Here is a 12,415-nt window from a genome sequence, read left to right on the forward strand (position 1 = left end):
AACTATATCCACCTATTTCTTATTTGAATCGATTTATTATATACATAATAAAAGATAATACAATACTTAACACAATACATGTAATGATAGGAAAATAAAAGGTAACGTTTCCTTTTTTCACAAAAATATCGCCTGGAAGCCTTCCAATGAACTTCCAAGCTAATCCAACAACGATAAGTAAGATACCTGCTGTAATAAGCAATTTTGGCATCTCCGTCATACTTTTGGCATCTCCATTCCGAAATGCTCATATGCAAGCGGTGTTACGATTCGGCCTCTTGGCGTTCGTTGTAAAAAGCCAATTTGTAATAAATACGGCTCATACACATCTTCAATCGTATGAGATTCTTCTCCAATCGTCGCCGAAACCGTTTCTAATCCAACTGGACCACCACGGAATTTCTCAATAATTCCAAGCAATAATTTATGGTCAATATGATCTAGACCTAATTTATCTACTTGTAGTAGTTCTAACGCCATTTGTGTAATTTCCATCGTAACCGTTCCGTTACCACGAACTTGTGCGAAATCTCGTACACGTCGTAATAAACGATTCGCAATACGAGGTGTACCACGAGCACGTCTTGCAATTTCTAGTGCGGCTAACGAGTCAATTTCAACTTCGAATACTTCTGCTGTGCGTTCAACAATCTCAGAAAGCTGATCTACTGTGTAATACTCTAGTCTTGAAAGCACACCGAAACGGTCACGAAGCGGCGCTGATAATGCACCTGCACGCGTCGTCGCTCCAACTAATGTAAATGGCGGTAAATCTAATCGTACAGATCGTGCTGACGGTCCTTTTCCAATTACAATATCAAGGCAGAAGTCTTCCATCGCAGGATATAGTACTTCTTCAATTGATCTATGCAAACGATGAATTTCATCAATAAATAATACATCCCCTGGCTGAAGTGCCGTTAATACAGCTGCTAAATCTCCGGGTCTTTCAATTGCTGGACCTGAAGTAGTTCTAACATTTACGCCCATTTCATTTGCAATGATATTCGCAAGCGTCGTTTTACCAAGACCTGGTGGTCCATATAAAAGTACGTGATCTAACGTTTCCTCACGCATTTTCGCCGCTTCAATAAACACCTCTAAATTATGTTTCGCTTTATCTTGGCCAATATACTGACGGAGCGTCTGTGGCCGTAATGAATATTCTAAATCTGCATCTTCATATGCAGATTCCCCTGAAAGGAGACGTTCGTCCATTATACTCACCTCTTACCATTTAGTAAAAGACTAAGTGCCTTTTTAATATACTGATCCGTCGTTAATGATTCTTTTAATAGCTCTGGTACAACGCGAGAAACTTCTCGTTCCGCATATCCAAGTGCGCGCAGAGCTTCCAGCGCCTCATCAAGCTCAGCCGATGAACCTTTTTTCTCATCAAAACGTTCTGCGTCTGAGAATAAATCAACAAATGCATCTGGTACGACATCAGCTAGCTTTCCTTTTAAATCTAAAATCATTTGGCGCGCTGTTTTCTTTCCGACGCCCGGGAATTTCACTAAAAACTTCTCATCTTCATGTTCAATTGCTTGAACGACCTGTCCTGTTTGACCAGAAGCTAAAATTGCAAGAGCGCCTTTTGGCCCAATACCAGACACACCTAACAACTTTGTAAATAATAAACGCTCTTCACGTGTTTTAAAACCGTAAAGTGCCATAATATCTTCTCTCACATAATGATATGTATAGACACGGATTTCTTGCTTACTTCTTTGAAATACATACGGATTTGGTGTAAATATTTGATAACCAATTCCATTATGGTCAATTACGACATATTCCGGTCCTACATGCTCCACGTAACCTGTAACATATTCAAACAAAATACGATCTCTCCCTCTTAAATCATGTATTCCATTTTAACATATTTAATGATAGAAAAGCGAGACTGCCCCAACAAATGTTCTCTATTTGAAACTTCTGTTATTTTCCATTGACAGAAAGTCTAAAGCACCTTAATATACAAAGGTCGATAATGATTATCAATATTAATTAAAGGGGTTACATCAGGATGAAACGTAAACTATTTATTTTAATTACTATTATGCTAGTTGTTCTTTCTATCGTTGGCTGTTCTTCTCAAAAAGAAGAATCAAAAGCAAAAGAACAACCGAAAACAAAAGTTGTAAAACATGCTAAAGGGGAATCTACAATTCCAGTAAATCCAAAGAGAATTGTTGACTTATCTGGATCAACAGAAGAATTATTACTTCTTGGACATAAACCTGTTGGTACAGCAAATACATATAAAGATAAAATTCAAAAGCATTTAATAGAAAAGCTAGATGGAGTAAAAGCAGTAGGTTGGTACTGGGCACCTAAAGTTGATTTAGAAGCTGTTACTGCTTTAAAACCAGACTTAATTATTTTAAATAATCGTCAATTGAAAATTTATGATCAATTAGAAAAGGTTGCACCGACAGTAGTACTAGAAACAAACTTAGAAGATTGGCGTGGTAAGTTTAAAGAAGTAGGTAAACTATTTGACGAAGAAAAGAAAGCAGACAAATGGATTGCAGACTACGATAAGAAAGCAGATTCTTTATCTAAAAAGATTAAAGAGAAAACAAAAGATGAGAACTTTATGTTCGTCGCAGTTACACCACAAAACTTCCGTGTATACGGTAGCTTCGGGTACGGCGACATCATCTTTAACGACTTAAAACTTCCAGCAACAAAAGGTACAGATTTAAAACAAACGATGGCGCAAGTATCGCTAGAAGGTCTTGTTGCATTCCAACCTGATCAAATGTTTATTGTAAACTTTGGCGGCGAAGCTGATAAAGTTTACGAAGACTACAAAAATAGTGCCGTTTGGAAAGACAATAAAGCAGTAAAAAACAATCATGTATATGAAGTATCAAATGAAATCTTCAATACGAAAGCTTTCAATCCTATCGGGAAAGATATGCTAATTGATGAAATCGCAAAAGAAATTTTAGCTAAGAATAAATAAGAAACAAAGCAGCTCACCATGAGCTGCTTTGTTTCTTATTTTGCACTGCGTATTGCTTCATTTTTTCAATCGTCTTCACAAAACCTTCTTTTGATTTAATGCGAATACCACGCTTCAATTTCGCACGCTCATAACTCTCAAGCTTTTTCATATCAATTTGAAAGAAGGAATGAATCGCATTATCACTTTTCGGTACACCTTTAAAAATTTGTAATATCCCTTCCTCTGATACGCCAAAATAACCGCTAGTCTTTAATAACGGAGAAATATCATCAACTTTCTTTTGTAATACAATTTGTACATCATCACGATCAACGAGCTGCCATTCTTTATACTGCTGTAAAAACTTTTCTAAATCCGCCACTTTTTCTGTAAAGATTTCTTCACTTACTTCTCCATCAACATACATACGCTCTAATAAAATTGTAACTTGAGGGTCTTTCTCTGTCACTTCTGGTACTGGCCCTTCCGCACTCGCACTCGTTTCATAAGCTAAGCAAAATATCATAACGAAAGCTTGTACTGCAATCAGTATCCATTTCATTTCCGTTCACCTCTTTTAGGCAAGATCAAACTTTCATTAGTAGTTTTTCCGGAAATGGGGGTTTTATCCCTAATTCATAGATTGCTCTCATGAAGACTTATAGAGTCCAATGATTTCTACCTATTTTGAAACGTATTGATTACGTGAAAGCTTTTTTATATCTTTATTTGATTGTACCGTCACTATATAAACCCCAATTAATACGATTATCATCCCAACTATTTGTTGCCACGTAACAGCTGCTCCATATAAGACAACTGATATACCAGTAGCCACAATAGGAGTTAGATTTAAATACATACTTGCTTTGCTTGCACCTAGCTCTTCTACTCCTTTATTAAACACGATATATCCAACTAACGTCCCACATATGACCATATACAACATTTCTATCCATCCCTGTAAAGAAAACGTCCCAACCTTTCCCCATCCATCTTCATATAGAGAAAGGCCTGCTAAAAACACAGTACCCAATACCGTCATACTCATTGTAGTTAACAAAGAGGAGACACCACTCATAACTTTTTTTCCTGTTAAGCTATATAACACCCCACAGATTAAAGCAGCTATAAATAAAAAATCCCCCTTATTAAATGACAAAGACATAAGTGTATTCATTGAACCACTTGTAATAACTACTATTACACCGATAAGGGACAAAATTAAACTTATTCCGACTTTTATACTCCAAGACTCTTTAAAAAATAATATCGCTCCCAATGTTACAAAAACAGGCATTGTAGCAATAATAAGCGATCCATTCAGAGTAGAAGTATAGTTAAGTCCCATAAAGAAAAAAACATTATAGCCAAAAATACCTGTTAACGATACAAAGAACAGCCCTTTCCAATTCTTTAATAACAAACTTGTATTCCACTCAGATTTCATAAAAACTATGCCTATTAAAATACACCCTGCTAAACCAAAACGAATTGTTGCCGCAGTAATCGGTGGAATTTCAGTAATAACATGCTCTGCTGTTGCAAAAGACCCACCCCAAAACAAAGGAACAAATAACATAATTACATACATACGATTTATTCTGTTCATTTTCATTACCCCTTTTACGTAAACAGGTTTAAAAGTTTAAACTTGTTTACGTGTTAGTTAAAAAAAATTAATAATTTGATTCTATTGCTTGTAGTAAATCCTTCACCTGTTTTAAAAATTCTCCAGCTATTATAGAATAAAAAATTTCTTTTCCATTTCGATCCGCTACAATTAGTTCTGCTTGTCTTAAAATTTTCAAATGATGCGAAACAGCTGGTCTAGAAATCCTCATTCTATCTGTTATTTGCGTCACATTCATCTGTTTGTTTTCTAACAACAGCATAATAATTTGCTGACGATTCTCATCTCCCAGCGCCTGAAATATAGGTGTTACGACCTGAAATTTCTCTAATACAACTTCTGTATTTCTGCATTCAAAATTCTCCATATCCTATTCATCCCAACCTTTTATATCTAAAAAACATGTAATATATTACCATTAAATAGTAACCCTTTTATATACACTTGTAAATAACTTTATTTTCCGACTTTTATTTCAACAAAAAGGGAAGATTGGATTCCTCCATTCTTCCCATTACATTCATATAAAATGAAAGACGCCTGCAAAGCAGGCGTCTTGATGCGTTTACGGCGAGAGACCAGGCGACCACATTCGCGTGTTTAGCACTTAAGCATATCTCTCGTCTTACGTAAATTAGCTCATCGCTTTGCTAATATAACATTAATAAAGTATAAGTGCAACATATTTATAAAAAAATTATTTCCTCTTTTACCCAAACAGAATTTATGTAATATATAAATTGATAAATGTAATATATATGTTACAATTGATGTAACAGCGAAATCATAATAAACAGGAGATGGATATTGTGAAAAAAATAAAGGATGAACGTCTGATTCTTCAAACATTAAAAAACGTACGTATTGCCTTCCTTTTTCAATCACTTGGTATAATTGGAATTTTAGGCTATATCGGATTCACTGAAGGAATGGATCAAATTACGAAATCTCCCTTGTGGTTATTATTTATTCTTACAAGTATAGTACTTAGTTATTTACAGTTAAGCGTTTCTATCGATGTAGAAGAAAGCGAAAAAGAAATAAAGTTAACTCCTTATTACAAAATTGTTTTACGTTCTTTTATTGTAGGAACTATTATAGCCATTATTTATATCATTTTCAGTCCAGAAAGACCTCTGTTTGAAGCTATTTTAACAGGCAGTATTTTCTTCATATGCTTTTTAGCTTCTTACTCCATTAGTTATTTTATTAAAAAGCGTCGTTTACAAGACGACGATGAATAAGAGGAAGGGCTACCCCTTCCTCCTTTATTTTGCTATCGCATAGTACCAGTTAAACCGTAACGAATGTCTCGGAACATATTCACTATGTCGCGATTAAAATCGTTTGTAACTGTACCGTTACGTAGGCGTGTACTCATTGCATCGACACGAGTAAACATGTCATTTCTTACAGAGACGTACACATTTCTGTTTCCAACTTCATTTGAAACCGCTTGACGAATTTCGTTCGCCATCTCCGTTTCATTTGTCACTGTGTTACGTGGTTTTACCGCAATCGCCACATCGTTTCCATATACAACTGTAGACACACGGTCTACGTTATTCATACGTTTCACACGATTTGTAATTCTTTCTGCTGTTTTACCATCATTGTTAATGTATGAATTGTTCATTGTAATATTACGTGTTGGATGCGGATTAGCAATTTGACCGTTGTAATTTACATCGCGGTAATAATTGTTATACCCTGTATCGTTACGACCATTTCTATATGTTACATAATCTGTATAGCGATCATTACGCGCTACATTATCACGATACTGGTGTGTATCATTATAAGCTGTATGCTTATAATTGTAGTTACGTCCATCCATTGCATTGTTATCTTTTGGTGTACCACATGCAGCTAACGCACTGGTAACTAACAAAGAAGCAGCAATCACTTTTACTTTCGTATTCAATACAAAAACCCCCTCTGTTAGAATGAACTTCTCTTCTGAAAAGCTCCTTCTTATGATGAGTAACAGAGAAGGTTTTTACACTGTTAATATTTCACTGGGGATTTTCTAACATTTGATGTAAATCTTCCATTTTCAGAACGACTCTATATACAAAAAAGGTGGGAATATTCCCACCTTTTTAAACTTCTTCTTCATCCTCTTCTTCTGGAACCGGCTCCCCAAATACATTTGGTGGATCTGGTTGATAATACATCGTTCCTGGCTGTGGTGCATATGCCGATTGAGTTGGTTGATAATATAAAGGATTCGCGTATTGTGGCCCACCAGGTTGCGGACTATATAACCTACTCTCTCCTCCGCATCCACAATCTTCTTCTCCTTGTACGAGCGGTGGCATATTATTATCCATTGGCATCATATTCGGATTTGGCATAGACGCATATTGCGGTCCAAACGGCGCTCCTTGCTGATACGGCATTTGATAGGGATTTTGTTGTTGATAATAAGGATTCGGCGGCATCATAGGCTGTTGGTATGGCATTTGATATGGCATCATATTCGGTGGTTGATTATTATCCATGATTGGCATCATATTTGGCATTTGATTGTTATCCATAATCGGCATCATATTTGGCATTTGATTGTTATCCATAATCGGCATCATATTTGGCATTTGATTGTTATCCATAATCGGCATTATATTTGGCATTTGATTGTTATCCATAATTGGCATTATATTTGGCATTTGATTGTTATCCATAATTGGCATTATATTTGGCATTTGATTGTTATCCATAATTGGCATTATATTTGGTGGTTGATTGTTATCCAACATTGGCATGATGTTTGGCGGTTGATTGTTATCCAACATTGGCATGATGTTTGGCACTTGAATATTTGGCGGTATTACTTGTGGAATAACTACATTTTCTTTCGATACATTCGGTGACACGATATTTCCTATATTTTCTTTCTTTACCTGTGGTGATACTATGTTCTCTATATTTTCTTTCTTTACTTGTGGTGATACTATGTTCCCTATATTTTCTTTCTTTACTTGTGGTGACACGATATTTCCTACATTTTCTTTCTTTACTTGTGGTGATACTATGTTCCCTATATTTTCTTTCTTTACTTGTGGTGATACTATGTTCCCTATATTTTCTTTCTTTACTTGTGGTGATACTATATTTCCTACATTTTCTTTCTTCACTTGCGGTGACACGATATTTCCTACATTTTCTTTCTTTACTTGCGGTGACACGATATTATCTTTTTTCGTTTGAGGAGAAATGATGTTATTAGGTTTCATTTTAGTAATTTGAGGAGCAATTAACTCGCTTCCTTTTTTAATTACATCTGAAATTTTATATTCTTTTTTCGCTTTTATTGGTGGTTGCGGTGGCTGTGGTAACACATTGACCGAAAACTTCGTATTTTCTTTCTCTGCTGGTTTTTGTTTTTCTATAACAGGTGGCTTTTGAATAACAGATGGTTTTTCAACTGGTTTTTCTATTTGAATTGGCTTTTCTTTTTGCACTTCTTTTTGTGGCTTTACCTGTACTTCTTTTTGTGGTTTCACTTGCATTTCCTTCTGTGGCTTTACCTGTACTTCTTTTTGTGGTTTCACTTGCATTTCCTTCTGTGGCTTTACCTGTACTTCTTTTTGTGGTTTCACTTGCACTTCTTTTTGCGTTTGTTGCATAGCCGGTTGCTGTGTGATTGGTGCTGATTGATACGAAACTTCGTCCTCATCTTCTATTCCAAGCGGCGTTGGCGTTGCTGCAAATTCTTTTTGTTGCACTTCTTTAACATATTGTTTTGGAGGTGCTGAACCTGCTCCAGCATGCTGTTTTACGTGAACGCTGTTTGACGGTACTTTAATTTTCATACCTGGCATGATTAAATCCGGATTACTAAGTTGTGTATTTGTTTTTTTTAACGTATCAAAATCTACTCCGTACTTTTTCGCAATTTTCCAAAGGGTATCCCCTTTTTGCACAATATGAATTTTCAAATTTTCCCCCTCCTGTATAACTTATCTATAAGTAACAAATCTCATGAAGTAACACCTTCTAAATAACATGAACTTCTTTTCACTTTTAACACTTCTTCTATTTCCAATATAGTTCGAAGTGGAATAAGTATAAAAAAATCGCAATGATTTCTTCAAAACAATGTATGCCCATTTCGTTCTTGTTATGATTATGTGTATGAAAAAAAGCACCGGGAATCCCGCTGCTTCATACACGCTCTAACATACGATTTAATGCAAGAACCGCTTCTTCAGTCACTTGTTTATCTACGCTAATAACGTTAATTTCTTCTCCTCTTTCTATCGTTTCAAGCGCCCATAATAAGTGCGGCAGATCAATTCGGTTCATCGTTAAACACGGACACATAAATGGATTAAGTGAAACAATTTCTTTATCTGGATGTTGCTGAATAATTCGGTTCACTAAATTCATTTCTGTACCAATTGCCCATTTACTTCCAGATGGCGCTGATTCAATCATATCAATAATATATTTCGTTGACCCTGCATAATCCGAAGCAGCTACAACTTCATAGCAACATTCCGGATGTACAATAATATTCATATCCGGATGATTTTTCCGTACGTTCTCAACGTTCTTCACTGTAAAGTTTTGATGAACAGAGCAATGACCTTTCCATAAAATCACTTGAATTTCTTCTATATCTCCATCGTATTCTAATGAATCTGTATGCGGATCCCATACTGCCATTTTATCTAACGGGATACCTAAGTCGTACGCTGTATTTCTTCCTAAATGTTGATCTGGTAAAAAGACGAGACGCTCTTTTTGTGTAAACGCCCAAGATACCATTTGTTTTGCATTAGAAGAAGTTACTGTTGCTCCGCCATTACGACCGCAAAACGCTTTAATTGCAGCTGTAGAGTTGACATACGTTAACGGAATCATCGTATCTCCAAATAATTTCTTAAGCTCTTTCCACGCTCTTTCTGTTTGTTCGATATCTGCCATATCTGCCATCGAACAACCTGCACGCATATCTGGCAAAATAACGATTTGATCATCTGTCGTTAACATATCAGCTGTTTCTGCCATAAAGTGTACACCACAAAACACAATATATTTTGCTTCTTTATTGCTCGCTGCAACTTGCGCAAGCTGCAGCGAATCCCCTGCTGCATCAGAAAATTGTACAACTTCATCTTTTTGATAATGATGCCCTGGTATAAATAGTGTTTTCCCCATTTTTTCTTTAATTTCACGAACACGCTTTTCCATATCTTCTGTTGACATCGTGTAATAACGCTCTGGTAACATCGTTTCAATTGGTTGCACTTTTTCTAAAATACTCATATCCCTTTCTCCCCCTCTAAGCCACTTTCCTTACGCCTCAATATTGAAACTAATATCAAGTGCTTTCACTGAATGTGTTAACGCTCCAAGTGAAATATAATCTACCCCTGTTTTTCCGTATTTCGATAAATCTTCAATTGTAATACCTCCTGAAGCTTCTGTAACGATGGCACTTGGTACAATCTTTGAAAACTCTCGAATCTCATCTGGTGTACGGTTATCAAACATAATAATATCCGCACCAGCAGCTACAGCCTCTCTCACTTGTTCCTCCGTTTCTGTTTCCACTTCTACTTTTACCATATGTCCTAACTTCTCTTTCACCGATGTAACAGCTTTCGTAATAGAACCAGCAAAAGCAATATGATTGTCTTTAATCATGACACCATCATATAAACCGAAACGGTGATTAAATCCACCTCCGCATACGACTGCATACTTATCAAACATACGTAGCCCTGGCATCGTTTTTCGCGTATCACAAATACGCGTATGACTGCTATCTAAAGCAAGAACAGCTTTATGTGTCATCGTCGCTATCCCGCTCATACGCTGAATAACATTTAATATAACGCGCTCTGCCGTTAATAACGAAGCAATTGGCCCTTGGACAGTTGCTATTATTTCGCCTTTTTCTACAAGATCTCCATCTTTTTTATGAAGCTCCACTTCAATTCTCTCATCAATTAATTTAAAACCTTCTTCAATGACTAAACGTCCCGCAAAGACCCCTGTATCTTTCGCAAGAAACGTTCCTTTTGAAAGTAAATTGTCTGGAAAAATAAGCTGAGATGTTACATCTCTTTCTCCTATATCTTCTAGAAAAAATCGATTTAATGCTTCTTTAACCTTTATCGTATTCATAAAGCCCCTCTTCCCCTCATTACACAAGTTGTAGTTTTCTTTTCACTCGAATGATCTCTTTTTTTACACTATTTCTATGTGGATAATCACTTCGATAATGGCCACCTATGCTTTCTTCCCTTTGCAAAGCTGATACGACGATAAGCTCACACACTGTTAACATATTAATAAGCGTTATCTCTTCATTTGTAAGAGCATCATGTTGCAATATCATATTTCGAACACCGTACTTACTAAGCCATCTCTTTGCATAAGATAGACTTTGCTCTGTTCGCACAATCCCAACATATTTCATCATGCATTCTTGTATTTCTTCTTTCGTCGGCAAATGATTCAGAACGATAAATTTCTTTTCCTTCTCAGCGAAGTTGTTCAATCTGCCTTTTGTTGCTTTCGTTAAAATATGTTTTCCTATTCTTTTTCCAAACACAAGACCTTCTAATAATGAATTACTTGCTAACCTATTTGCTCCATGAACACCATTACAAGCTACTTCACCGACCGCATATAAATTTGGAATGGACGTCTCTCCATCACAGTTCGTTTTCACACCGCCCATATGAAAATGAGCACCGGGTACAACCGGAATGCATTTTTCATTTATATGAACACCATTCTTTTTACACAATGATGATACAGTCGGAAAACGTTCTTCGAAATTTTGGATAGACTCAATATTCAAATACACTTTTTCACCCGCCAAAAGCTGTTCATGAATCGCTCTTGCCACTACATCACGCGGCGCAAGATCGTGATCAGGGTGTATATCCATCATAAAACGCTGCCCTTTTCCATTTATAAGGACAGCTCCTTCACCACGGACAGCTTCAGAAACGAGACCACAGCATCGCCCGCTCGCGTATAACATCGTTGGATGAAATTGTACAAACTCTAAATCTACAAGCTCCCCACCTGCGCGGTACACCATTGCAAGTCCATCACCCGTAATTGTTTTGTCGTTAGAAGTAAAGCCGTATAAGCTACCAATCCCGCCTGTTGCTAACACCGTATCATCTGCAACATAACGCTTCAGCTTCCCTTCACTATTCCTTGTTAAAACTCCAACACATTTATCATTTTCTATAATAAAATCGAGCACCATTTCCTGTTCCACGACCGTAACGTGCGGAGCTACTTCTTGAATGAAATGCTCTAATAAATTCTTTCCTGTTGCATCGCCACCTGCATGTAAAATACGACGCTTTCGATGTGCACCTTCTTTTCCAAGATGGGGACCCGTTTCATCTCCATCAAATTTCATTCCATTTTCAATGAGATTATTCATTTCTTTCGGCCCTTCTTCAACTAAATAACGGACCGCATCTTCCTTGTTATAATGACATCCTGCTACTAGCGTATCTTCAAAATGATCATTCGGATTGTCATATGTAGCTACCGCTGCGGCAATTCCACCTTGCGCTAAGTATGTATTATTATTACGATTCGTTTCCTTTGTGATAATAATCACATTCTTTTCGTGACAAATCTCTTTCGCAACACGAAGTGCCGCAACTCCACTTCCAATAATTAAGACATCTGCACTTGGCATAATCGTTGCCTCCTACTTTACACTTTTCAACTGTCTTGACACCTATATTTACATAGTTTTAAAATAATGACAAGAGTTTTTTTATAATTCTTATTTTCACTACCATTTTAAAAATACAAGAAATGTAACTCTTACTAGA

12 protein-coding genes and 1 pseudogene are annotated in these 12,415 nt (G+C 36.4%); 2 read left to right on the forward strand and 11 right to left on the reverse strand.

Features of this window, described 5'->3' with window-relative positions:
- Positions 1 to 19 precede the first annotated feature (19 nt).
- Genes ATN06_RS22515 through ruvA form a run of 3 tightly spaced genes read right to left on the reverse strand, consistent with a single transcriptional unit; the run spans position 20 to position 1,841 of the window.
- Positions 20 to 220: a DUF2905 domain-containing protein gene (locus tag ATN06_RS22515; RefSeq protein ID WP_000138162.1), complete on the reverse strand. Its 201-nt coding sequence runs from the start codon at positions 218 to 220 to the stop codon at positions 20 to 22.
- Complete coding sequence (ruvB, locus tag ATN06_RS22520; protein ID WP_046197784.1) at positions 217 to 1,218, reverse strand: Holliday junction branch migration DNA helicase RuvB; 1,002 nt, start codon at positions 1,216 to 1,218, stop codon at positions 217 to 219. Before ruvB ends, ATN06_RS22515 begins: the two co-directional genes overlap by 4 nt.
- Positions 1,219 to 1,223: 5 nt before the next feature.
- Positions 1,224 to 1,841 (reverse strand): Holliday junction DNA helicase RuvA, encoded by a 618-nt coding sequence (gene ruvA, locus ATN06_RS22525; RefSeq protein WP_060632378.1) that lies wholly within the window; start codon positions 1,839 to 1,841, stop codon positions 1,224 to 1,226.
- A 188-nt stretch (positions 1,842 to 2,029) separates the two neighbouring features.
- Here ruvA and ATN06_RS22530 point away from each other — a divergent pair, with 188 nt between their 5' ends.
- Positions 2,030 to 2,974: an iron-hydroxamate ABC transporter substrate-binding protein gene (locus tag ATN06_RS22530; RefSeq protein WP_060632379.1), complete on the forward strand. Its 945-nt coding sequence runs from the start codon at positions 2,030 to 2,032 to the stop codon at positions 2,972 to 2,974.
- 13 nt (positions 2,975 to 2,987) lie between these two features.
- On the opposite strand, the gene ATN06_RS22535 is transcribed toward ATN06_RS22530, so the two are convergent.
- From ATN06_RS22535 to ATN06_RS22545, 3 genes are all read right to left on the reverse strand, one after another.
- Positions 2,988 to 3,518 (reverse strand): BofC C-terminal domain-containing protein, encoded by a 531-nt coding sequence (locus ATN06_RS22535; protein ID WP_060632380.1) that lies wholly within the window; start codon positions 3,516 to 3,518, stop codon positions 2,988 to 2,990.
- 120 nt (positions 3,519 to 3,638) lie between these two features.
- A complete protein-coding gene (locus ATN06_RS22540; protein WP_060632381.1) occupies positions 3,639 to 4,568 on the reverse strand; it encodes a DMT family transporter in 930 nt (309 codons plus the stop codon).
- A 67-nt stretch (positions 4,569 to 4,635) separates the two neighbouring features.
- The gene (locus ATN06_RS22545) at positions 4,636 to 4,956 is read right to left on the reverse strand and encodes an ArsR/SmtB family transcription factor (protein ID WP_060632382.1); all 321 of its coding nucleotides are present in this window, start codon (positions 4,954 to 4,956) and stop codon (positions 4,636 to 4,638) included.
- A gap of 442 nt (positions 4,957 to 5,398) precedes the next feature.
- Between ATN06_RS22545 and ATN06_RS22550 the strand changes: the two genes are divergently transcribed.
- Complete coding sequence (locus ATN06_RS22550; RefSeq protein WP_060632383.1) at positions 5,399 to 5,833, forward strand: hypothetical protein; 435 nt, start codon at positions 5,399 to 5,401, stop codon at positions 5,831 to 5,833.
- A gap of 32 nt (positions 5,834 to 5,865) precedes the next feature.
- Here the strand turns inward: ATN06_RS22550 and ATN06_RS22555 are convergent, their stop codons facing one another.
- The 5 genes and pseudogenes from ATN06_RS22555 to nadB form a co-directional block, all read right to left on the reverse strand.
- Complete coding sequence (locus ATN06_RS22555) at positions 5,866 to 6,513, reverse strand: YhcN/YlaJ family sporulation lipoprotein (protein ID WP_060632384.1); 648 nt, start codon at positions 6,511 to 6,513, stop codon at positions 5,866 to 5,868.
- Positions 6,514 to 8,373: 1,860 nt separating this feature from the next.
- Positions 8,374 to 8,530: pseudogene (gene safA / locus ATN06_RS29835) on the reverse strand (SafA/ExsA family spore coat assembly protein); the annotation flags it as partial.
- A gap of 226 nt (positions 8,531 to 8,756) precedes the next feature.
- A complete protein-coding gene (gene nadA, locus ATN06_RS22565) occupies positions 8,757 to 9,863 on the reverse strand; it encodes a quinolinate synthase NadA (RefSeq protein WP_060632386.1) in 1,107 nt (368 codons plus the stop codon).
- A gap of 30 nt (positions 9,864 to 9,893) precedes the next feature.
- Positions 9,894 to 10,727 (reverse strand): carboxylating nicotinate-nucleotide diphosphorylase, encoded by an 834-nt coding sequence (nadC, locus tag ATN06_RS22570; RefSeq protein WP_060632387.1) that lies wholly within the window; start codon positions 10,725 to 10,727, stop codon positions 9,894 to 9,896.
- A gap of 19 nt (positions 10,728 to 10,746) precedes the next feature.
- Positions 10,747 to 12,276 carry an L-aspartate oxidase gene (gene nadB, locus ATN06_RS22575; protein WP_060632388.1) on the reverse strand — a complete coding sequence of 510 codons (1,530 nt, stop codon included), beginning with the start codon at positions 12,274 to 12,276 and terminating at the stop codon, positions 10,747 to 10,749.
- Positions 12,277 to 12,415 lie beyond the last annotated feature (139 nt).

This window comes from Bacillus thuringiensis (assembly GCF_001455345.1).
GTDB lineage: Bacteria > Bacillota > Bacilli > Bacillales > Bacillaceae_G > Bacillus_A > Bacillus_A thuringiensis_N.